At 71.4% G+C, this 20,842-nt stretch carries 22 protein-coding genes; 13 read left to right on the top strand and 9 right to left on the bottom strand.

Going from position 1 to position 20,842, the window contains the following annotated elements; all coding sequences use genetic code 11:
* Positions 1-74 precede the first annotated feature (74 nt).
* Positions 75-1,535, bottom strand: a complete 1,461-nt coding sequence (locus NT132_RS08500) for a sugar transferase (RefSeq protein WP_297787415.1) — start codon at positions 1,533-1,535, stop codon at positions 75-77.
* 830 nt (positions 1,536-2,365) lie between these two features.
* Here NT132_RS08500 and NT132_RS08495 point away from each other — a divergent pair.
* The 5 genes from NT132_RS08495 to NT132_RS08475 all read left to right on the top strand — a co-directional run bounded on the left by NT132_RS08495 (position 2,366) and on the right by NT132_RS08475 (position 8,019).
* Positions 2,366-2,878, top strand: a complete 513-nt coding sequence (locus NT132_RS08495) for a hypothetical protein (protein WP_297787394.1) — start codon at positions 2,366-2,368, stop codon at positions 2,876-2,878.
* A complete protein-coding gene (locus NT132_RS08490) occupies positions 2,875-4,617 on the top strand; it encodes a DUF4012 domain-containing protein (protein ID WP_297787392.1) in 1,743 nt (580 codons plus the stop codon). The genes NT132_RS08495 and NT132_RS08490 overlap by 4 nt, the downstream gene beginning before the upstream one ends.
* Positions 4,618-4,939: 322 nt before the next feature.
* Positions 4,940-6,796: a glutamine--fructose-6-phosphate transaminase (isomerizing) gene (gene glmS / locus NT132_RS08485; protein WP_297787390.1), complete on the top strand. Its 1,857-nt coding sequence runs from the start codon at positions 4,940-4,942 to the stop codon at positions 6,794-6,796.
* A 285-nt stretch (positions 6,797-7,081) separates the two neighbouring features.
* The gene (locus NT132_RS08480; protein WP_297787388.1) at positions 7,082-7,447 is read left to right on the top strand and encodes a holo-ACP synthase; all 366 of its coding nucleotides are present in this window, start codon (positions 7,082-7,084) and stop codon (positions 7,445-7,447) included.
* The gene (locus NT132_RS08475) at positions 7,444-8,019 is read left to right on the top strand and encodes a TIGR00730 family Rossman fold protein (RefSeq protein ID WP_297787386.1); all 576 of its coding nucleotides are present in this window, start codon (positions 7,444-7,446) and stop codon (positions 8,017-8,019) included. The genes NT132_RS08480 and NT132_RS08475 overlap by 4 nt, the downstream gene beginning before the upstream one ends.
* Positions 8,020-8,191: 172 nt before the next feature.
* On the opposite strand, the gene NT132_RS08470 is transcribed toward NT132_RS08475, so the two are convergent.
* The 7 genes from NT132_RS08470 to NT132_RS08440 all read right to left on the bottom strand — a co-directional run bounded on the left by NT132_RS08470 (position 8,192) and on the right by NT132_RS08440 (position 15,165).
* Positions 8,192-8,716: a flavin reductase family protein gene (locus tag NT132_RS08470; RefSeq protein ID WP_297787384.1), complete on the bottom strand. Its 525-nt coding sequence runs from the start codon at positions 8,714-8,716 to the stop codon at positions 8,192-8,194.
* Entirely contained in the window at positions 8,713-10,323 is a 1,611-nt protein-coding gene (locus NT132_RS08465; RefSeq protein WP_297787382.1) for a GMC family oxidoreductase N-terminal domain-containing protein, read from the bottom strand. The genes NT132_RS08470 and NT132_RS08465 overlap by 4 nt, the downstream gene beginning before the upstream one ends.
* Entirely contained in the window at positions 10,323-10,934 is a 612-nt protein-coding gene (locus NT132_RS08460) for a thiamine pyrophosphate-dependent enzyme (RefSeq protein ID WP_297787380.1), read from the bottom strand. The genes NT132_RS08465 and NT132_RS08460 overlap by 1 nt, the downstream gene beginning before the upstream one ends.
* Before the next feature lie 2 nt (positions 10,935-10,936).
* Positions 10,937-11,437, bottom strand: a complete 501-nt coding sequence (locus tag NT132_RS08455; protein ID WP_297787378.1) for a thiamine pyrophosphate-binding protein — start codon at positions 11,435-11,437, stop codon at positions 10,937-10,939.
* Positions 11,434-12,915, bottom strand: a complete 1,482-nt coding sequence (locus NT132_RS08450; protein ID WP_297787376.1) for an NtaA/DmoA family FMN-dependent monooxygenase — start codon at positions 12,913-12,915, stop codon at positions 11,434-11,436. Before NT132_RS08450 ends, NT132_RS08455 begins: the two co-directional genes overlap by 4 nt.
* Positions 12,912-14,414: an aldehyde dehydrogenase family protein gene (locus NT132_RS08445; protein ID WP_297787374.1), complete on the bottom strand. Its 1,503-nt coding sequence runs from the start codon at positions 14,412-14,414 to the stop codon at positions 12,912-12,914. The genes NT132_RS08450 and NT132_RS08445 overlap by 4 nt, the downstream gene beginning before the upstream one ends.
* Before the next feature lie 136 nt (positions 14,415-14,550).
* A complete protein-coding gene (locus NT132_RS08440) occupies positions 14,551-15,165 on the bottom strand; it encodes a helix-turn-helix transcriptional regulator (RefSeq protein WP_297787372.1) in 615 nt (204 codons plus the stop codon).
* 222 nt (positions 15,166-15,387) lie between these two features.
* Here NT132_RS08440 and alr point away from each other — a divergent pair, with 222 nt between their 5' ends.
* The 8 genes from alr (at position 15,388) to NT132_RS08400 (ending at position 20,642) form a co-directional block, all read left to right on the top strand.
* Complete coding sequence (gene alr / locus NT132_RS08435; protein ID WP_297787369.1) at positions 15,388-16,509, top strand: alanine racemase; 1,122 nt, start codon at positions 15,388-15,390, stop codon at positions 16,507-16,509.
* 59 nt (positions 16,510-16,568) lie between these two features.
* Positions 16,569-17,072, top strand: a complete 504-nt coding sequence (gene tsaE / locus NT132_RS08430; RefSeq protein ID WP_297787412.1) for a tRNA (adenosine(37)-N6)-threonylcarbamoyltransferase complex ATPase subunit type 1 TsaE — start codon at positions 16,569-16,571, stop codon at positions 17,070-17,072.
* Between the two features lie 149 nt (positions 17,073-17,221).
* A complete protein-coding gene (tsaB, locus tag NT132_RS08425) occupies positions 17,222-17,917 on the top strand; it encodes a tRNA (adenosine(37)-N6)-threonylcarbamoyltransferase complex dimerization subunit type 1 TsaB (RefSeq protein WP_297787367.1) in 696 nt (231 codons plus the stop codon).
* Positions 17,914-18,540 carry a ribosomal protein S18-alanine N-acetyltransferase gene (rimI, locus tag NT132_RS08420; RefSeq protein WP_297787364.1) on the top strand — a complete coding sequence of 209 codons (627 nt, stop codon included), beginning with the start codon at positions 17,914-17,916 and terminating at the stop codon, positions 18,538-18,540. The genes tsaB and rimI overlap by 4 nt, the downstream gene beginning before the upstream one ends.
* Positions 18,541-18,560: 20 nt before the next feature.
* Entirely contained in the window at positions 18,561-19,631 is a 1,071-nt protein-coding gene (gene tsaD / locus NT132_RS08415; protein WP_297787410.1) for a tRNA (adenosine(37)-N6)-threonylcarbamoyltransferase complex transferase subunit TsaD, read from the top strand.
* 50 nt (positions 19,632-19,681) lie between these two features.
* Entirely contained in the window at positions 19,682-20,185 is a 504-nt protein-coding gene (locus NT132_RS08410; RefSeq protein ID WP_297787362.1) for a hypothetical protein, read from the top strand.
* The gene (locus NT132_RS08405) at positions 20,185-20,436 is read left to right on the top strand and encodes a DUF2510 domain-containing protein (protein ID WP_297787361.1); all 252 of its coding nucleotides are present in this window, start codon (positions 20,185-20,187) and stop codon (positions 20,434-20,436) included. The genes NT132_RS08410 and NT132_RS08405 overlap by 1 nt, the downstream gene beginning before the upstream one ends.
* On the top strand, positions 20,433-20,642 hold the full coding sequence (locus NT132_RS08400; RefSeq protein WP_297787359.1) for a hypothetical protein: 210 nt from the start codon (positions 20,433-20,435) through the stop codon (positions 20,640-20,642). The genes NT132_RS08405 and NT132_RS08400 overlap by 4 nt, the downstream gene beginning before the upstream one ends.
* An 82-nt stretch (positions 20,643-20,724) precedes the next feature.
* Here the strand turns inward: NT132_RS08400 and NT132_RS08395 are convergent.
* On the bottom strand, positions 20,725-20,842 hold a 118-nt coding region (locus NT132_RS08395; protein ID WP_297787408.1), incomplete at its 5' end, for a hypothetical protein.

Genomic DNA, 20,842 nt, shown 5'->3' with positions numbered 1-20,842 from the left:
GAGGACTGGCGCCGGCGAGGAGCCAGGCAGAAGTCGTCCGATGCGGATTGGCGTCGTTGCCACGCGCATGGCCATCAGTAGGCGCCCTTCGCTCGCGCCACGACGCCCACGGTGCGCAGCATGATCCCGATATCGCCGGCCGAGGACCAGTTCTCCACATAGCTGAGATCCAGCCGGACGCTCTGCTCCCAGGTGAGGTCGCTCCGACCGCCGATCTGCCAGGGACCGGTGATGCCGGGTCGGATGTACAGCCGCCGGAAGACGGGGTCGTCGTACGCCTCCACCTCGCGAGGAAGGGGAGGACGCGGGCCGACGACGCTCATGTCCCCCCGCAGGACGTTCCAGAACTGCGGGAACTCGTCGATCGAGTACCGGCGTAGCACGGCGCCCACCCGCGTGACCCGCGGGTCGCTGCGGATCTTGAACAGGGCGCCCGCGCCCTCGTTCGCCGCCTGCAGGCCCGCGATCTCCGCCTCGGCGCCCTGGCGCATCGTGCGGAATTTCACGATCTCGAAGGCGCGGCAGTCCCGGCCGACGCGCTGCTGCCGGAAGAACACCGGACCGGGGGAGTCCAGCCGGATGAAGGCCGCGATGATCGGTGTCGCGAGCGCCAAGGGCACGAGAGCACACAGCGAGGTCACGATATCCAGGAGCCGCTTCATGCGGTGGGTCGGACCGTCGAAGGTGGGCAGGCGCACCCCGATCAGCGCCAGGCCGGACGTGGTGCGCAAGGACATGCGATGGGTGGCGACATCGGTGAGTCGCGTGGCGACCACCAGCTCCGTCGCGGTGCCTTCGAGCTGCCAGCTCAGTCGACGGATGAAGTCGGGATCATCCATCGGTCCGACCACGATCACCGTGTCCGCGCCGATGCGCTGCGCGGCTTCTGCCGTCGATGCGGCGGGCCCGAGATCCGGTACCTGCGAGGAGCCGTGGGTCGCACCGGAGGAGCGAGGACCCACCAGCGTCGTCCCCACGACGTCGTACCCGAGCCGTGCGTCACGGTGGATCGTCTGCACCAGCTCGTCGAGATCGGCGTCCGTCCCCACCAGCAGCGTCCGTGGAACATCCGTGTGGCGGCCGTGGGTCAACCAGCGCCATGACCACCGGTTCACCAGGACGGTGACACAGGCGAGGGGCACGGCCCACACCAGCTGAGCGCGCACCGGGTCGGAGGGGAAGACGGCAAGCCAGGTGGCGCCCACGGCGAAGGTGAGGGCACCGGCGACGACGACTCGCCCGTACTCCGCCGGTCCGGGGATCCCCGGTGCGCGGCTGCGAACGCCCTCGAGGGTCGCGGTCCACACCGCGACCATCGCCACGAGGAGGAGCACCTGCGTGCGCTCCGCGACCGGCGGCGCGATCCCGAGCGCGCTGATCACGCCTGCCACGGCGAAGGTCGTCGCCGCGACGGCGACGATGTCGGTGACACGCAGGACCGCGCGGCGGTGCCCCTTGCGCCGGGCGCGCCGTGAGAGCGGAAACGGATGCGGTATCGCGAAGGGCTGACGGGTCAGCGCTTCCGTCGCCGGCATCACGACGTCACCTCACCGCAGCCGCGATCGAGTGTTTGATTGTCGTCGGCGCGGCGCGACATGCGCGCACACGCAGCACGTTCCATCCCCATGAACGTCTTTCCCCAAAATCAGAGCCGGACCAGGATCCGTCTCTCCCCAGTGCGGGACGAACCCGCTTTCCCCAGTGCGAGCGACCCGACATCTGTCGCCCACGTCAGGGCGTCCGTTTCCGATTCCCAACATCGGAGACGCCGACGGATCCACCACCCCCGTGGTCGATCCGCATCCGCCGCGAGCGGCTGACGTGCGGCGAGCAAACCACATGTTCCGGCGGACCGCAAGGGTTTTTCCCGCCTCCCGTCCCCCTCATCGCTGCAGACAGAAGTAGGGCCCTTTGTGATCTGCATTGAGCAGAATGCACAAAGGGCCCAGGTAGACACAAGCAGATCCCCCAGATCGAACTCCTGTCGTCCCGCTGCCTCAGATTCCTCGTCACGCTCCCCAAAGCATCTCGAGCTGCGGCAACCGCGACGTTACCGGAGCAGGGCTTGTCCGCCAATCGGGGGACACGCCCCTCCTTGGGGCGGGTGCTTAGGGGCCCCGTCCGGGCCAATAGGGGGGAGGGGATTTGGGGGCCTTTCCTCCTTCCCGAACGCGCCCGGAGCCGCTACCGTGTGGCGCACGAAGCGAATGACGATCGCGGGCTCTGGGGAGAGCAACGGTCGGTGACAGCCTTTGGGGAGGCTGATATGTGGGGGAACGCTCTTCGCGCCGTGGTACTCGGCGCAGTCATCGTCGCTGCCGTTCCGGCCGCGGCGCACGCCGTCGACGATCCGTACACACCACGTGTGCCACGGGAACCCGGCCTGGCCGGCACCGTCGCGGCGGAGTGCATCCAGGCGGTGCCATGGATCTCGTACGCGCTGGAGTTCGTCGGCGTCGACGACCCGCCTGCCGCGCCGGCGGTTCTGGCGCTGACCGACGGGGCCTCGACGCTCGACATCCCGCTCGGAGTGCTCGAAGCGGAGGGTCTGACCGGTCGGATACCGTGGCCCGGCGTCGATGACCCGCGGCCGTTCGCCTCGGTGCGGGTGAGCGCCGTGACGGACGACCTCGCGTGGACACGCGGCGACATCCGCGCCACCGTCCGTGCAGCCGGGGCGGAGCTGGCGGTGCCGCTGCGGTTCCCCGCGGCGTCCGCCACGTGTGTCGCTGACGGTGTGGCCGCCGCGGGCTTGTCGCGGACCGGCGGGATGGTGCCGATCGGTGCGGCGGTCGCCGGTGGCCTCGCACTCGTCGGCGGTCTCGCCGCGCTCGGGTTCGCCGTGCGGCGTCGCCGTGACGTCGCCGCCCGTCGATGACCGCGCGGGCCGTCCGTCGTCGTCTCCTCCTCCTCTCCGCCACGCTGCTCCTCGGCCTGATCGGGGCGGGCGGATACCTCGGGTGGCGGGTCTGGCAGGCGCAGGGGGACCTGACCGCCGCCGCCGGCGCGGCGCAGGACGCACGCACGGCTCTGGCCGGCGGCGATGTGGCGGGCGCCCGCGCCGCGGTGGGGGAGATGACGGACCGGGCAGCCGAGGTGGAGGTCGACGGCGACCCGATCTGGCGGCTCGCCGAAGGGCTGCCGGTCGTCGGCGGCAACCTGACCGCGGTACGAGTCGCGGCGTCCGGGCTCGCCCGCCTCGGTGCGGAGGTGGCAGGACCACTGATCGACGTCTCGGTGATGCTCCGTACCTCTCGGACTGCACAGCTCTCGGAGGCGCTGCGAGCGGCCGCGCCGTCGCTCGAAACCGCTGATCGGGTGCGCGCCGACGTGCAGGACGCGATCGCGAAGCTCGATCGAGCGGGCTTGGCCGGCGAACTCCACCGGGGAGTGGAGCGACTGGACGAGCTCCTCGCGGAGATCGCGCCCGCGACCACCGCGGTCGCCGAGGCCGCCCGCATCCTGCCCTCGATGCTCGGCGCAGACGGGCCCCGGACGGTGCTGGTGATGATCCAGAACACCGCCGAATTGCGCACCGGCGGCGGCATCACCGGGACGTTCCTGCAGCTGGACGTCGTCGACGGCGTGGTGACGCTCGGAGAGATCCGGGATTCCGCACAGTTCCCCGTGACCGCTGACCCGCTTCTCCCCGTCCCGGCGGCCGAGGAGCGCTCGTTCGGCGACGGCATCGGGCGGTTCGTGCAGAACGCGTCGATGACGTCGGACTTCTCGCTCACCGCCAGGTTGGCGTCCGCCTGGTGGCAATCGACGACGGGGGTCGTCCCCGATCTTGTGGTCTCCATCGTCCCGCTCGTTTGGGACGCGGTGCTGGCGGTGATCGGCCCGGTCCCGCTCAGCGATGGCTCGGTGGGTGCGGGGGAGGTGGTCGAGGGGCTGCTGGTGCGGCCGTACCTCGTCCTGGATGCGGAAGAGCAGAGCGCCCGGTTCGCCGATGTCGCCTCCGCCGCCTTCACGGCCGTCTTCGGCCGGGAGGACCTGCTTCCGGTTGTCCTCGCGCTGCGTGAGCCGATCGCGGAAGGCCGGATCTCGATGTGGAGCGCGATCGCGACGGAGGAGGATGCGCTTGCGGGCACGGCGCTGGCGGGTCCGCGCGCCCGCCAGGAACAGGCGGGCCCGGACGCGTTCGCGGTCTACTTCAACGACATGACCGGAGGCAAGGTGACGCCGTACCTCCAGGTCGGGCTCGGCACGGCGTCCGCGGTGTGCCGACCGGATCGTCGCCCCGAGGTCGTGGTCGCCGTGCATCTGGCGAACACCCTGATGCCGGAGGACGTCGCCGCACTCCCGATCAGTGTCACCGGTGGGGGGATCTGGGGCGCGGGGGTCGGCGACATCGCCCTTGCCGTCACCATCGTCACTCCGTCGGGATGGTTCCTTGAAGCCGTGCAGGTCGACGGCACCGAGGTGGCGAACATCGCGGTCGACGATGACGGGCGGCTGATGGTCACCCGGCGCACGGATATCCACCCGGACGGCGCGCGGGACATGGTGTTCCGATTCGTCGCGGGGGACGCCGGATCGTCGCGACCGGTGCTGCTCCACACGCCTCTCCTCCAGGAACCCGCCGCCGCCGCCGCCGTCCCGGTGTGCGACTGAGACGGCGCCGTGAGCCCGTGCGGGTTCGCCGGCGCCGAAATGCGGGATCGAATGCTGTCGCTCGTGCCGAGTGGTCCACTACCATGGCGGTGCCGTCATAACTGGGCTTCAGGCTGCCCCCAGCAGCTTCGCAGGCGCGTCGTCCCCAAACGTGTGCTCGCGGGAAGTCGGGCGGTCGCGGGTCCTCTCGCCGTCCGCCGGTCCCCACCGGTTGCGCGGGAGGACCCGCCTCTCTCTGTGCCGACAGTCGACAGCTGACGCGTTGCGCCCCTGGCCGCAGCCCGCGGCGGGCGTTCAGCGGCGACCAACTACGATCGAACCTATGTGTGGAATCGTCGGATATGTGGGTCCCCGGCCCAGCCAGGAGATTCTCCTCTCGGGACTCGCCCGCCTGGAGTACCGGGGGTACGACTCCGCCGGCATCGCCGTCATCGACGGTCAGGGCGACCTCGGAATGCGTAAGCGGGCCGGGAAGCTCAGCGTGCTGCGCGACGACCTCGCGAGCCATCCGCTCGCCGACGGCACGACCGGCATCGGGCACACCCGGTGGGCCACCCACGGCGGTCCCACCGACGAGAACGCGCACCCGCATCTCGCCGACGATGACAAGCTCGCGGTCATCCACAACGGCATCATCGAGAACTTCGCCGAGCTGAAGGCCGAGCTGGAGTCGGCGGGCTACGCCTTCCGCAGCCAGACCGACACCGAGGTCGCCGCGGTGCTGCTCGGCCGCGAGTACGCCGCATCCGGCGATCTGGTCGACGCCTTCCGCGCCACCGTCACGCGCCTCGAGGGGGCGTTCACGCTGCTCGCGATGCACCGCGACCAGCCGGGACTCGTCGTCGGCGCCCGCCGTAACTCGCCGCTCGTCATCGGCCTCGGCGAGGGCGAGAACTTCCTCGGATCCGATGTCGCCGCGTTCGTCGAGCACACCCGCCACGCGCTCGCGATCGGTCAGGACCAGATCGTCGCGATCACCCCGGAAGGCGTCGAGGTCACCGACTTCCACGGTGCCGTCGTCGAGGTCGAGCCGTTCGAGGTCACGTGGGACGCCGCCGCCGCGGACAAGGGCGGCTGGCGCTCGTTCATGGCCAAAGAGGTGGCCGAAGAGCCCGAGGCCGTCGCCAACACGCTGCTCGGCCGCATCCGGAACGGCGTCGTGGAGATCCCGGAGCTCGACGGTCTCGATGATCTGTTCGCCGGTATCACTCGCATGGTCGTCATCGCCGCCGGTACCGCCGCCTACGCCAGCGACGGTCACGTGGGCAAATACGCCATCGAGCAGTGGACGCGCGTGCCCGTGGAGGTCGAGCTCGCCCACGAGTTCCGCTACCGCGACCCGGTGCTGACCCCCGAGACCCTCGTGATCTCGATCAGCCAGTCCGGCGAGACGATGGACACCCTGATGGCGGTCAAGTACGCCCGCGAGCATGGGGCCAAGACGCTGTCGATCTGCAACACGCAGGGTGCGACGATCCCGCGGGAGTCCGATGCGATCGTCTACACGCACGCCGGACCCGAGGTCGCGGTCGCTTCCACCAAGGCCTTCGTCGCACAGATCACCGCGCTGTACCTGCTGGGCTTGCACATCGCCCGCATCCGCGGCGCACTGTCGCCGTCCGAGATCTCGCAGAGCGTTCGCGAGCTCGAGGCGATCCCCGCGAAGATCCGCAAGGTGCTCGACACCGAGACGGAGCACATCGCGCAGCTCTCGCACTGGATGGCCGATACCCGGTCGGTGCTGTTCCTCGGTCGCCACGTCGGCTACCCGATCGCGCTCGAGGGCGCGCTCAAGCTGAAGGAGATCACCTACATCCACGCCGAGGGCTTCGCGGCCGGTGAGTTGAAGCACGGCCCGATCGCGCTGATCGAACCGGGGCAGCCGGTGTTCGTCATCGTGCCGTCGCCGCGCGAGTCGGCGCTGCTGCATGCCAAGGTCGTCTCGAACATCGAGGAGATCCGCGCCCGCGGTGCTCGCGTCATCGCGATCGCCGAGGAGGGCGATGTGGCCGTGCTCCCGAAGGCTGACGAGGTGCTCCGCATCCCGCTCGCTGGACCCCTGTTCGAGCCGCTGCTGGCCGTCGTGCCGCTGCATCTGTTCGCGATGGGGCTCGCCGAGGCCAAGGGGCTCGACGTCGACCAACCGCGGAACCTCGCGAAGTCGGTCACGGTCGAATAGGCACGGTCGAAGAGGCGCTGTCGAGTAGGCGAGCCCGAGGAGGCGCCGTCTCGCGCACATGGCTGTCGGAATTCAGGCTGAGCGGTGCTGTCGGCGCGTTCCGGCGACGGTTTCCGCCGCTGAGCCTGAATTCCGACACGCGCGGCCGCCGTGTTCAAGACTCGGAACGGATGCGGGCCGGCCACCCGCTTCGGCGAAACGTCCTGAGTTCTGAACGCGGGAGCGTCCGCGCGGGCGGTCGATAGGCTGGCGTGAGCGGTGTGCGCCGCGGCGTGAGGAGTACGGATGATCGTCGGAATCGGGGTCGACCTCGTCGACGTGCCGCGGTTCGAGGAGCACCTGGAGCGCACGCCCCGGCTGCGGGAGCGGCTGTTCTCGCCGGCCGAGCGTCCGCTGAAGACCCGCTCGCTCGCAGCGCGCTACGCCGCGAAGGAAGCGCTGATCAAGGCGCTCGGCGGGTCGGACGGCGTGCACTGGACCGAGATCGAGATCGCCCCCGAGCCGAGCGGGCGTCCGTGGTTCCGCCTCACCGGGTCGACGGCCGAGGTCGTGGCGGCGCGCGGGATCACCACCGTCCACCTGTCGATGTCGCACGACGCGGGCTTTGCCACCGCGTACGTCGTCGCCGAAGCGGCGGAGGCGATCGCATGAGCACCATCGGACGGGTCGCGGTGTACACCGGCTCCTCGCCGGGCACGTCGCCCATCTACCGCGAGGCGGCGACGCAGGTCGGCCGCTTCCTCGGCGCGTCCGGCGTCGGCGTGGTCTACGGCGGCGGTCACGTGGGCCTCATGGGAACCGTCGCGGACGCGGCACTGACCGCGGGCGGCGAAGCCATCGGCGTCATCCCGCAGGCGCTCGTGAATGCCGAGCTCGCCCACCCGGGGCTCACCGCGCTCGAGGTCGTACCCGACATGCACGTGCGGAAGATGCGGATGTCGGATCTCGCCGACGCGTTCGTCGCCCTGCCGGGTGGACCCGGCACGCTCGAGGAGTTCTTCGAGGCATGGACGTGGCTGCAGCTGGGATTCCACCGCAAGCCGGTGGCGCTCTACGACGTCGACGGATTCTGGCAGCCGCTGCTGAGGATGCTCGACGGCATGGTCGAGGCGGGGTTCCTGCAGGCGGATTTCCGCGCGTCGCTCCTCGTCGTGGACACCCCCGAAACCCTGCTCACCGCTTTCCGCGAGTGGGAGCCGCCGACGCCGAAGTTCGCGCGCTGACGCGACAGCACGCCGTGGTACCCGGAGGCGCGGATGCGGGTGTACCGCGCCCCCGGGAGTGTGTGTCCCGCGCCCCCGGGAGTGTGTCTCCCGCGCGAGTGGGCAGTCGTGGCGAGGTCGGACGGTCGCGAACCCGCCACACGCGCCCACTCGCGCGCGAGTGCCAAGATACTCAGCCGAGGTCGTTCGGGGCCAGCTGCAGCGAACGGAAATCGGACCGGTGGAACACCAGCGGCTCGAGGTCCGGGAGTACCCCGAGCGCAGTGACCTCGAGGAGCGCGATCGTGTGGTCGCCCGCCTCGTGCTCCGCATAGAGGCGGCATTCGAGCCACAGCGGGGTGCCGTCGATGAAGCGTGCCGTCGACCCGGTCTCCCGCAGCTGCACGCCCTCGAAGCGCCGGAAGCGGTCCTTGCCGGAGATCTGACGGGCGAGGCCCCCCTGGCCCTCGGCCAGCGCGGTCACCCCGATCCGTTCGGCACCGCGCAGCAGCGGCCACGTGGTGGAGCTGCGCTGCACGGCACAGGACACGAGCGGCGGATCCATCGACACCCCCACCGTGAACGCCGACGCGACCATGCCGTGCGTCTCGCCGTCCACTTCGGCGAGGAGGGCCACCACGCCGGAGGGGAAGTGCGAGAACGCCTGACGTAACTCGTTCGTGTCGCTGGAATAAGGGGGCAGTTCGGCGCGGATCATGCGGAGACCTCCTCGGAGACGGTGTCGACGGATGCGGGGACCCGCATCCGTCCGGAGATCAGGTCGGCCGCGCGCTCGGCAATGGCGACGGTCGGAGCCTGCGTGTTGCTGGTGGGGATCGAGGGCATCACCGACGCGTCGGCGACCCAGAGCCCCTGGATGCCGCGCACCCGCAGCTGCGGGTCGACGACGGCGAGCTCGTCGGTGCCGATGCGGGCGGTGCCCGAGCAGTGGAAGAACGTGCCGATGTTCTCGCGTACGAAGTGCGTCCGCTCCTTGCGGGACAGTCCCCCCGGCGGTGTGATGGGTCCCTCGGCCAGCTCCGCGTAGGCGGGGGAGGCCACCAGGTCCTGCACGCCGTCGAGCGCATCGGTCATCGCGAGCACGTCGAGCGGGTCGGCGAGGTAGTTCGGGTGGATGTCGGCGGGTGCGGCCGGGTCGGCGGAGCGCACGCGCACCCAGCCGGTGGAGCGCGAGCCGTACAGGCCCGGCACGATCGCGAAGACGCGGTTGCCCTCGAGGTCGTGTCGCGCGTGCAGCGCCGCGTCGCCGCGCGAGCCGTGGGCGACGACGGCATGCAGGTCGGGTCCGGCCGCAGCCACGGAGCTGCGCCAGTTGAGCATGGCACCGCCGCCGTTGCCGATCACCTCGCCCAGGTCGTGCCGGGCGCGGAAGTTCACCCCGAGGATCAGCGGGTGGTCCTGGAAGTTCTCGCCCACGCCGGGCAGGGCGTGCTGGGGCTCGATCCCCGCATCCGCGAGCCGCTCCGGGTCGCCGATGCCGGACAGCTGCAGCAGCCGCGGAGTGTCGAGCGCGCCGGCGGCGAGCACGATCTCGGATGCGGCGGTCTCGACGACCGCACCCGAGACCACGTGCCGGACCCCGGTGGCGCGGGAGCCGTCGAGGACGATGCCGTGCACGGGGCTGTCGAGGAGCACGTCGAGGTTCGGCCGGTGCAGGGCCGGCTCCAGGTAGCCGCGCGCGGTGCTCCAGCGTTCGAACGCGCCGTCCTCGCCGATGACGGCGTTGTAGTCCGCATACACGGCGCCGGCGTTGTCGGCGGCGTTGGCGTCCTCGATCACCGGCATCCCGCGCTCGGCGGATGCGGCCATGAGGGCGTGCGCGATCGGGTGCACGTCGGCGAGTGGGCCGACCCGCATCGGACCGTCGAGGCCGCGATACCGCGGGTCGCCGCCGCGACGGGTCTCGGAGAGGCGGAAGTAGGGGAGCAGATCGTCGTAGCCCCACCCCGTCGCGCCCGCATCCGCCCACGCGTCGTAGTCGGCGCGGTTGCCGCGGTACCAGAGCATGGCGTTGGTGGACGAGCTGCCGCCCAGCACCTTGCCGCGGGGCATGTTGAGCGCCCGGCCGAGCACGTGCTCGGTGGGGGTGGAGCGGTAGCCGTAGTCGTAGGGGCCGCCGATGAGCGCGTCCCAGTGGGCAGCGTCGAGCACCTCGCGGACGCCGCGGTGGTCGGGGCCGCCCTCGATCAGCAGCACCCGGGCAGCCGGGTCCTCCGACAGGCGAGCGGCCAGCACGCAGCCGGCCGCGCCGCCGCCCACGACGAGGTAGTCGTAGGCGGCGGCAGGGGTGGGGACGAGGGGCATCAGTTGTGCTCGCTCGGGCCCATGATGGTGATGTTCTCGATCGACTCGACATGGCGGACGAAGATGTACTTGTCCTCCCGGCCGTCGGAGTGCTTCCGCTTGATTCCGGGCTCGAGGATGCCGTCGGTCTTCGCGACGAGCACGTACGGCTCCTCGGCGGCAAGCCCCGCGGCGCAGTGCGCGTCGAAGTCCTCGAGCGTGGTGGCGGTGTAGGCATGCTCGATGCCGGCGCCCCGGGCGATGCCGGCCAGATCCACGCGGCCCTGCCGGGTGTGGGTTCTGGGCCCGCCGATCGACTGGTAGGACTCGTTGTCCCACACCACGATGAACAGGTTCTTCGGCTGCTCGTTTGACACCGTGGCCAGCGCCCCGAGGTTGAACAGCAGCCCGCCGTCGGTGTCGAGCGACACGATCTGCCGGTGCGGCAGGCCGACCGCCAGGCCGAACGCCTCCGGGGTGACGCAGCCCAGCTGCTGCTGGAACAGGCTCGCCTCGCGCATGTGGGGAGCGGCGTTGTACCACTCGTCCACCGCGCCACCCAGCGACAGGATCACCAGCGCATCGTCGGTCAGACGTGCACCGAGCAACTTCATGCATTCATAACGGCTCATGCTCATCGCACGATCCCCCCTCCGAGGACGACAGCGGTGTGGTAGTAGGACGAGTAGGCGGTCTCGTAGGCGTTCACGATGGCCTGCTCGATCTCGTCGACCTCGCGCACGATCGTGTACGGGGTGCGGAGGGTCTTCAGTAGCGGCTCCATGGTGATCCCGTGCGGGATCGCCCACCAGTTGTTCTCGCCCATCTCGCCCCGGTAGCTCATGATCATGACGACCGGGATTCCGGCACCGAGGCCGAGGCGGGCCAGGTGCTCCGTGGCGGCGCGCAGGCCCGAGTTCTCCATGACGAGCACGGCGCGCTTGCCGGAGAGGAAGACACCGCCGGCCAGGGCCGCGCCCTCGCCCTCGTTGGTCACCGGGATGGTGCGGATGTCGGCATCCGCATCCAGGGCGGGGTACAGCTCCTTCAGCAGGGAGTCCGGCAGGTAGGTGGCGACGGATACGCCGGCCCGTTTCAGGCCGCGGATCACCGCCTCGACGGCATCGGCTCTCATTCGTGTGCTCCGTTCAAGATGGGGGTCAGGATGCGGTCGTCCGAGGCCTTCGGCGCCAGACGGTGTGCGCGGTGGGTGGGGGCGAGTCGCGGCGCGCCGGAGAAGCGCTCGCGGAGGGTGGGAGCCGCATCCGGGGCCCCGGCGACCCGGCCGCGGGCGGCGAGGATCGGGACCACGAGCTCGATGAACGCGCGGTAGGCGGCGGGGCCGCCGAAGGTCGGCTCGAGCATGATGCCGTCGATGCCGGAGCCGTCGATGATCGCCTCGATCTCGTCCGCGACCTCCTCGGGGGTGCCGGTGATCTGGAACCCGCGGATGGCCTTGGTGCGGAACTGGTCGAGGATGTCGCCGACCTTCATCTCCGGGTTCTGCCGGGCGTAGCGCTGGATGAGGGTCTGACCGAGGTCGGTGGTGAGGTCGACCACGCGGGTCTCGGGGTCGAGCCCGGTGAGGTCGAGCCCGGTGATCCCGGCGAACATGACCGCGGCGTCGTCCTGTCCGAGCACGCTCTCGTACTCGGCGCGCAGGGCGTCGGCCTCGGCGCGGGTCGGCGCGACCGTGACGGTCATGCCGGTGACCACGGCGATGTCCTCGGGGCGCCGGCCGTTGCGCACAGCCTGCTCCCGGATGTCGCGGACGTGCGCTGCGGCGCTGTCGATCGTCTGCCCCTGGATGAAGACGGCCTCGGCGTTCCGGGCGGCGTACGCGCGGCCGCGATCAGAGGTGCCGGCCTGGAACAGCACCGGGGTGCGCTGCGGGGTCGGCGGCACGGCGAAGATCCCGGCCGAGCGCTGGTGATCGTCCGACACCTCGACGCGGTGCAGCTTCGCCGGGTCGGCGTAGACGCCGGTGGCGCGGTCCCGCACCTCGGCGTCGTCGTCCCAGCTGTGCTCCCAGTAGCGCAGGCAGGTGTCGAGGAACGAGTCGGCGGCGTCGTACTTGCCGTCGTGGCTCAACTGCGTGGTCACGCCGAACAGCTCGTCGGTCGTCGCCTGGGAGCTGCCGGTGACGACGTTCCAGCCGATGCGGCCGGAGGTGAACCGGTCGAGTGTGCCGAAGCGACGGGCGGTGGCGTACGGCCGCTCCACCGTGGTCGGGGACGTCACCACGAAGCCGATGTTCTCGGTCTCGCGGGCGAGCGCCGGGATCGCCAGCATCGGGTCGAGCGCGGGGAACTGGATGCCGTGCGCGGCGACCTCCTCCGGCATCCGTCCGCCGAGCGTGGCGTAGCCGTACGTGTCGGCGAAGAACAGGAAGTCGAAGCCCGCCGCATCCAGTTCCTTGGCGAGGCCGACCCAGTAGTCGAGCTGGTCCCAGTCGTCGCCGCGCCCCTGCGGGTGCGTCCACGTCGGCATCCCGTTGTTCGGGTTCATCATCTCGAAGACGCCGAGCAGGATGCGGCCGCCGGGGCCGGTGGGGGTGGTCAGGGTGGCGGCGGTCATCTCGTTGGTGCCGTTCTGTTCGTTCTCGTTGCTCACAGGACCATCACCACGCTCTTGGACTCCAGGTAGTTCTCGAGCCCCTGCGGGCCGTTCTCGTATCCCCATCCCGACTCCTTGTGGCCGCCCTTGGGTAGCTCCGGGCCGAGGTAGGAGTGGCAGTTGACCCACACGGTGCCCGCCTGCAGGCGATTCGCGATGCGGTGGGCGGAGCTGACGCCCTCCGTCCACACGCTCGCGGCGAGGCCGTAGTCCGAGTCGTTCGCCCAGCCGATGACCTCATCCAGGTCGTCGAAGGGCGTGACCACGGCGACCGGGCCGAAGATCTCCTCGCGCATGAGGCGGGCCTGGGGGGCCACATCGGTCAGGATCGTGGGGGTGTAGAAGGTGCCGGCCTCGCCGGAGCGCTCGCCGCCGCTGACGACAGTGACGCCCTCGGCGCGGCCCTCGGTGATGAAGCGGTCGACGCGCTCCGCCTGCACCTGGCTGACGAGGGGGCCGAGGTCGGCGTCCGGGTCGAGGCCGTGGCCGAGGCGCAGCTTCTCGCCGGCGGTCGCCATGCCCGACACGACCTCGTCGTAGACGTCGCGGTGGGCGTAGATGCGGGCGCTCGCCACGCACACCTGGCCGCCGTTGTCGAAGATGCCGGCGCTGACGCCCGCGATCGCAGCGGTGAGGTCGGCATCCGGCAGGATGATCGACGGCGATTTGCCGCCGAGCTCCAGGGTCAGTCGCTTGAGGTTGCCACCGGCCGAGGCGAGAAGCCGCTTGCCGACCCCGGTCGATCCGGTGAAGGTGATCTTGTTGACGCCGCGGTGGTCGGCGAGGGCTTGCCCTGCCTCGGCGCCGTAGCCGGTGACGATGTTGACGACCCCGGCCGGGACACCGGCCTCGAGGAGCAGGCGGCCGAGGTAGAGCGCGGTGAGTGAGGTGTTCTCGGCGGGCTTCAGCACGATGGTGCAACCGGCGGCGAGGGCCGGAGCGAGCTTCATCGCCGTCATGACCATGGGGGAGTTCCACGGCACGATCGCGCCGACCACGCCGACCGGCTCGCGCCGGGTGTAGGCGAACAGCTGCTTGCCGGGCGGCGTCTTGCCGACGGTGGCCGGCAGCACCTGGCCCATGATCTTCGTCGGCCAGCCGGCGTAGTACCGGAACTGGTTGATCGCGGCGGGGATCTCGCCGTACCGAGAGGTGCGGAGGTTCTTCCCCTGGTCGAGCGTCTCGAGCTCCGCGAGGTCGTCGATGTGCTCCTCCATGAGGTCCGCGACGCGCCAGAGCAGCTTGGAGCGCTCGGGCGGGGTCATCGCCGGCCAGGCGCCATCGTCGAGGGCTCGGCGGGCGGCGGTGACTGCCGCATCCACGTCCGCGGCGCCCGCCCGGGCGATGTGCGCGAGGGTCGTGCCCGTGGCGGGATCGAGGGTGGCGAAGCGGGTGCCGTCGTGGGCGTCGACCCAGGCGCCGGCGATGAGGAGGCGTCCCGGGTCGTCGGCGAGGAAGCGGGCGACGCCGTCGCGGAGGGTGATGTCGGTGGGCATGACGCCACCGTATCTACCTATCGTTGATTACAAATAGCAATCACGTTACGGCAGTGTTTCCTTTGTCCTGGATGCTCGCCTGTCGCTTCGTGTGGGTCGAGGTCGCCGTTTGGGACAGGGGAACTGCGCGGGGCGCTCAGACGGCGGGGGTGTGCACGAGCAGCACCGTGGCGGCCGCGGCGTCGCGCAGCGCCCAGCGGTTTCGCAGGCCGCCGGGGTGGGTGAGAGCGTCGCCGGGACCGAGATCCCACTCGCCGCGGCCGTCGATCATCACCGTCAGCACGCCCTCGACGACGTAGACCGTGTTCTGCCCGTCGGATTCGAACCAGTCGCCGAGATACGGGCCGACGAGCGCGTACTCCTGCACGGTCGCACCGCGGTCGGTCTCGGACGTGATGATCCGGCTCATGGCGCGGTCGTCCGTCTCGGTGACCGGCACCCGCTCGCCCTCGCCGCGGCGACTCACCCGCACCGGGTCGGGTTCCGGTGGGCTCGGCAGCAGCGCCGACGGCGAGATGCCCAGCACCTTCGCGAGCCGGAACAGCGTCGCGATCGACGGCATCGTGCGACCGCTCTCGATCTGACTGAGGAACGGCTGGCTGATGTCGGCGGATGCGGCCAGCGCCCGCATCGAGAGCTTCTTCGCCGTCCGCGCCGCCCGGAGCTCCCGGCCGAGGGAGAGTCCGATCAGCGCATCGTCGGCCGCATCCGGGCGCGTCTCGCGCGGCGTCGGGTCGGTCTCGGCGGTCACGGCACCCACAATAGAGCGGATGCGGCGAGCCCCCCGCATCCGGAGCAGGCGCGGGATGCTGTTCAGAACTCAGGACGGATGCGGAGCCGCCCGCGGTTTTCCGCCAGTGGAACGCCCGAGCAAGGAGGAATGCCCTGAGTTCTGAACAGCAGGGGCCCCGCCACCCGGCGCGATACCGTTGAGGTGCGCGGCGCGCGAGTCGCCGCGAGCCGGGAGGATCGGATGAGCATGCCGCGAGGCGTGATGCGCGAGGCGACGATCGACGTCGGCGCGATCGAGGACAACGTGCGGCAGCTGCGGCGTCTCATCGGCGTCGAGGTGATCGCGGTGGTCAAGGCCGACGGCTACGGTCACGGCGCGGCCCGTTCGGCGGCCGCGGCGCTCGCCGGTGGTGCGACTCGCCTCGGCGTCGCCGATGTCACCGAGGCGTTGGCTCTCCGCCGTGCCGGCATCGATGCCCCCATCCTCGCCTGGCTGCACGCTCCCGGGGCCTCCTTCGGCGAGGCCGTCGAGCGGGGCGTGGAACTCGGCATCTCGCACCTCGACCAGCTCAACGCGGCCGCCACCGCCGCGACCGCGGACCGCCCCGCGGTGCTGCACCTGAAGCTCGAGACGGGTCTCGGTCGCAACGGCATCGCCCCCGACGACTGGGCGCTCGTCTGTGCGGAGGCCGCCCGCCTCGAGCGACTGGGCAAGGTGCGCGTCATCGGCGCGTTCAGTCACCTCTCCAATACCAGCGCCGACGACGACCGGGCCGCGGTCCGTGCGTTCGAGGCAGGGCTCGGTGTCGCCGCATCCGCCGGTCTCGCCCCGCGCCTGCGGCACATCGCCGCGACGCACGCGGCCATCGGCCTGCCGGAGTCGCGGCTGAACTGCGTGCGGCTCGGCATCGGCATGTACGGGCTGTCACCGTTCGCCGATCGGTCCTCCGCCGACCTGGGCCTGCGCCCCGCCATGACCCTCCGGGCCGCGGTCGCGGCCGTCCGCCGCGTCCCCGCCGAGCACGGGGTCTCGTACGGCTACGTGCACCGCACCGACCGTGAGACGACGCTCGCGCTCGTGCCCCTCGGCTATGCCGACGGCGTGCCCCGGCAGGCATCGGCGGCCGGTCCCGTCCGCATCAACGGCCGCACCTACCCCGTCGCAGGCCGCATCGCAATGGACCAGTTCGTCGTCGACATGGGAGATGCGCCCGTCGCGATCGGCGATGAGGCAGTGCTCTTCGGCGACCCCACGCTGGGTGCGCCCTCCGCGACCGACTGGGCGGATGCGGCCGGCACCATCAACTACGAGATCGTGACCCGCATCGGCCCCCGGGTGCCGCGCCGGCAGGTGAACGGATGAGCGACGGGCATGAACTCCGCCCTACGGGTGTTGAGGGCGGTATGGGACACGACGCCACGATGGTCGGACTCGACGACCTCGTCGGACAGCGCGAGATTGAATCGCCCGAGGCGATGGAACAGCTCGGCCGTGACATGGGGGAGCGGCTCCGCGCGGGCGACGTCGTGGTGCTCACCGGCCCGCTCGGCGCCGGGAAGACCACCCTCACCCGCGGACTCGCCCAGGGACTCGGCGTCCGCGGTCCGATCCAGAGCCCGACGTTCGTCATCGCGCGCACGCACCCCTCGCTCGTCGAGGGCCCGCCGCTCGTGCACGTGGACGCCTACCGGCTCGGTTCCGCCGTGGAGCTCGACGACCTCGACATCGACCTCGCGCACTCCGTCGTGGTCGTCGAATGGGGCGCGCCGTTCGCCGCCGCGGTCGCCGACACCTGGTGGGAGGTCGAGCTCGACCGCGAATGGCACGGTCGCGGCGTCGACACCGCCTGCGGTACCTATTCGCGTCACACCATGGACCTGGATGCGGACACCCCGCGCCTCGTGACCATCTCGCGCCGCCCGTAGTCGCATCCGGGTGTCCCGTGCGTTCGGGTGGCGCTTCGGGCGGGTGGGGGATGCGTAAGGCCGCGGATTCTGCCACCTGAACGGGGCTGCATCCGGCACCCGATGACCACGCACACCCGGCACTCACCGCCTCCGCATACCCTGGAGGGGTGTTCCTCGGCATCGACACCTCCCTCGGCACGGCCGTCGCCGTGATCGACCCGGACGGCGTGCTCCGCGCCGAGCGGGTCAGCGCCAACGCGCTCGGCCACGCCGAGGTGATCGGCACCCTGCTGCAGCAGGCCCTCAACGATGCGGCCGTCACCGCCGCGCTCGGCACCGCGGCCACCGGCACGGTTCCCTCCCTTGCCGCGGACACCGTCACGCATGTGGCCGCCGGCATGGGCCCCGGGCCTTTCACCGGCCTGCGCATCGGCATCGCCGCCGCCCGCACCTTTGCGCTCGCCCGCGGCGTCGCCGTGGTGCCGGTGGTCAGCCACGACGCGGTCGCCCTCGGCATCCTGCTGCGGGCGCAGCTGACGGATGCCGACCCCGGCCGTTTCGCCGTCGTCACCGACGCGCGTCGCCGCGAGTTCGCCTACACCGTGTACGAGGGGCTCGACGACGACGACGGCCTGCCGGTGCGGGTGTCCGAACCCGCGCTCGTGCCGCGCGACGAGGTCGACGCCCGGCTCGGCGACCTGCAGGCCACCCGGGTGGATGCCACCGCGGTCCCGGCCGCGATGCTCGCCCTCGCCGCATCCCGTGCCGTCGCCGCCGGCCGCACGATCGGCCCCGCCGAGCCCCTGTACCTCCGCTCGCCCGACGTGACCGTCGGCCACACCCCGAAGCGGGTGGGGTCGTGATCCGCCCGGCGACGATCGAAGACCTGCCCGCGATCATGGCGCTCGAGCGGGCATCGTTCCCGACCGACGCGTGGAGCGACGCCATGATGCGCGAGGAGCTCGCCTCGCCGCACGGGCACTATGTCGTGCTCGAGCAGGCCGGCCGGGTCGCCGGTTACGCCGGGCTCCGCGCGCCCCAGGGTGCCGCCGACGGCGACGTGCAGACGATCGCTGTCGCCGCCGACGCCCGCGGGCGCGGCAGCGGCCGGGCGCTGCTGCGGGCGCTCCTCGACGCGGCAAAGGATCGCGGGGTGCGCGAGGTGTTCCTCGACGTGCGCGACGACAACCCGGTGGCGCAGCAGCTGTACCGCTCCGAAGGCTTCACCGAGGTCGGCCGCCGTCCGCGCTACTACCAGCCGGACGATGTCGACGCCGTCGTCATGCAGCTGGACCTTGCGGGCTGGGCTACACAGGAGCAGCCCACGACCGGCGCTCAGGAGCAGGCCGTGCAGGATGCTGTCGCGCGAACTCCGCAGAATCGCACGAACTCCGCAGCATCCGGCGAAAATCCTGCGAAGTTCGCGCAAGGCTGCGAGATTGGCGCGGGTCCTGCCGCCACGACCGCAGGAAAGGGCTGGTGCTGATGTCCGCCGCTGAACCCCTGATGTCCGCCGCAGAACCCCTGGTGCTCGGCATCGAGACGAGCTGCGACGAGACCGGCATCGGCATCGTCCGCGGCCGCACGCTGCTGTCGAACACGATCGCGAGCTCCATGGACGAGCACGCCCGCTACGGCGGCGTGGTGCCCGAGGTCGCCGCCAGGGCGCACCTCGAGGCGCTGCAGCCGTCGATCGAGGCCGCCCTCGCCGAGGCGGGCGTCGCCCTCACCGACCTCGACGCCGTCGCCGTCACCAGCGGCCCCGGACTCGCCGGAGCGCTCATGGTCGGCGTCGGTGCCGCGAAGGCGCTGGCCGTGGGCCTGCAGAAACCCCTCTACGCCGTCAACCATCTCGTCGGACACATCGCCGCCGACGTCCTGGATGCGGATGCCGGCCCCCTCGAATACCCCACGGTCGCGCTCCTCGTCAGCGGCGGCCACACGTCGCTGCTCCTCGTCCGCGACCTCACCACCGACGTGGAGCTCCTCGGCGAGACCGTCGACGACGCCGCCGGCGAGGCGTTCGACAAGGTCGCGCGCCTCCTCGGCCTGCCCTACCCGGGCGGTCCAGAGATCGATCGCGCCGCCGCATCCGGCGACCCCACCGCCATCCGCTTCCCGCGCGGACTCTCCCGTCCCTCCGACATGGCCGCGCACCGGTACGACTTCTCGTTCTCCGGGTTGAAGACGGCGGTCGCCCGGTACACCGAGCAGACCCCGGATGCGGACGTCGCCGACGTCGCCGCATCCTTCCGCGAATCCGTCGTCGACGTGCTGGTGACCAAGGCCCTCGACGCCTGCGCGCGGTACGGCGTGCCGCGGCTCCTCCTCGGCGGCGGCGTCATCGCGAACCGGCGGCTTCGCGAGGTGGCAATCGAGCGCGCGGCGGCGGCCGGCGTGACGATCCGCGTCCCGCCCCTCAGCCTGTGCACCGACAACGGGGCGATGATCGCCGCGCTCGCCTCGCAGCTCATCATGTCCGGGCGTCAGCCGTCAACGCTCGACTTCGGCGCCGACTCGACGCTGCCCGTCGTCGAGATCCAGGTGGCCGAGAAGGATGCGGTGGCCTCACCGTGAGCGAGCCGGTGCCGCCCGGAGGGTCCTCGGATCCGCGCCAGTCGCGGCCGGTGCCTGACATCGCGATCGACCCGGTGGAGCTGCCGGTCGGCCCCGCGGCGCTGGAACCTCCCGCCCCGCTGCCGCGGATCGAGGCGCGCGTCGAGCCGCCGTCGCCGGATGTCGTGCTGCCGGGGGTCGCCGCGACCCTCCCCGGAGCGCACCGCGGCGGCTTCGCCACGCCGCCCACGGCGCCCGTCGACCTGCCGCTCCCGGAGCCGGTCGAGCCGGTGGGATTCGTCCCCGCGGCGGGCACGGTCACTCTTCCGGTCAGCACCTCCGCCTCGTGGAACCCGGGCAGCTACGCGTTGCTGTTCTCCATCTGCGGGCTCGTCGCCTCGCTGGTCGTCGGCTGGCTCTTCCCGCTCGGCATCATCGGAATCGTCTTCGCCGGTATCGCCCTCCGCCGCCCGGGTCAGCGGCGCCGAGGAGCGTGGGCTCTGGCGCTCGGTCTGATGTCGCTCGCGTACAGCGCCGGCTGGCTCGTCTACGCTGCGGTCCAAGGAGGTCTGTGATGAGTGCTTCCGCACCCCCGGGCTGGTACGACACCGGCGTGCCCGGCGAGCAGGGCTGGTGGGACGGGCTGGCGTGGACGCCGCATCGCCGCCCCGCCGCCGCGGTGCCCCCGCCGCCCGCGCCCGTGACGCCGGTCGCGGTGCCCGCCGCCGGAACAGCACCCGCGTCCGCGACCCCCGCTGTCACCGCCGCGCCCGCCCCCGCACCCGGCGGGGTCCCGTCGACGTGGGCCGGGGGAACCCGGTGGTGAGCCTCGTCGCGGGGATCGTCGCGGCGGTCATCGCCGGCTTCCTCAGCCTCGTCGGGCTGCTGCTGCTGTTCTTCGGTGCGAGCCCGGGCATGCTCCTCGGCCTCTTCGTGGCGTTCCTCGCACTCGCCGCGCTCACGGTCGTCGCGTTCGTCAACGCCTCCGCCGGTTTCGCCCGCCGTCGGGTCGCGACGCCTCCGGCCCCCTGAACCCCGCGCGAGTGGGCAGTCGTGGCGACATCAGACCGCCACGAACCCGCCAGGACTGCCCACTCGTGCGAGGAGGATGGGGTCAGACGCGGTCCGCGAGGATGGCGCGACGGCGCGTACCGGTACGGGTGAGGATGAGGGTGGCTTCGGCGGAGCCCGTGAGCTTCAGCTTCGGACGCAACTGGGCCGGGTCGACATCG

Origin of the sequence: Microbacterium sp. (assembly GCF_026393345.1) — a bacterium.
Taxonomy (GTDB): domain Bacteria; phylum Actinomycetota; class Actinomycetes; order Actinomycetales; family Microbacteriaceae; genus Microbacterium.
This window is presented reverse-complemented; position numbering and strand designations above follow the sequence as displayed.

Excerpts from the sequence above, each read along its gene's own strand:
- tsaD (WP_297787410.1), top strand. The coding sequence starts at position 18,561 with ATGTCCGCCGCAGAACCCCTGGTGCTCGGCATCGAGACGAGCTGCGAC.
- tsaE (WP_297787412.1), top strand. The coding sequence starts at position 16,569 with ATGGTCGGACTCGACGACCTCGTCGGACAGCGCGAGATTGAATCGCCC.
- glmS (WP_297787390.1), top strand. The coding sequence starts at position 4,940 with ATGTGTGGAATCGTCGGATATGTGGGTCCCCGGCCCAGCCAGGAGATT.
- NT132_RS08445 (WP_297787374.1), bottom strand. The coding sequence starts at position 14,414 with ATGCCCACCGACATCACCCTCCGCGACGGCGTCGCCCGCTTCCTCGCC.
- NT132_RS08480 (WP_297787388.1), top strand. The coding sequence starts at position 7,082 with ATGATCGTCGGAATCGGGGTCGACCTCGTCGACGTGCCGCGGTTCGAG.
- NT132_RS08500 (WP_297787415.1), bottom strand. The coding sequence starts at position 1,535 with ATGCCGGCGACGGAAGCGCTGACCCGTCAGCCCTTCGCGATACCGCAT.
- NT132_RS08465 (WP_297787382.1), bottom strand. The coding sequence starts at position 10,323 with ATGCCCCTCGTCCCCACCCCTGCCGCCGCCTACGACTACCTCGTCGTG.
- NT132_RS08460 (WP_297787380.1), bottom strand. The coding sequence starts at position 10,934 with ATGAGCCGTTATGAATGCATGAAGTTGCTCGGTGCACGTCTGACCGAC.
- NT132_RS08475 (WP_297787386.1), top strand. The coding sequence starts at position 7,444 with ATGAGCACCATCGGACGGGTCGCGGTGTACACCGGCTCCTCGCCGGGC.
- NT132_RS08405 (WP_297787361.1), top strand. The coding sequence starts at position 20,185 with ATGAGTGCTTCCGCACCCCCGGGCTGGTACGACACCGGCGTGCCCGGC.
- NT132_RS08490 (WP_297787392.1), top strand. The coding sequence starts at position 2,875 with ATGACCGCGCGGGCCGTCCGTCGTCGTCTCCTCCTCCTCTCCGCCACG.
- NT132_RS08455 (WP_297787378.1), bottom strand. The coding sequence starts at position 11,437 with ATGAGAGCCGATGCCGTCGAGGCGGTGATCCGCGGCCTGAAACGGGCC.
- NT132_RS08470 (WP_297787384.1), bottom strand. The coding sequence starts at position 8,716 with ATGATCCGCGCCGAACTGCCCCCTTATTCCAGCGACACGAACGAGTTA.
- alr (WP_297787369.1), top strand. The coding sequence starts at position 15,388 with ATGAGCATGCCGCGAGGCGTGATGCGCGAGGCGACGATCGACGTCGGC.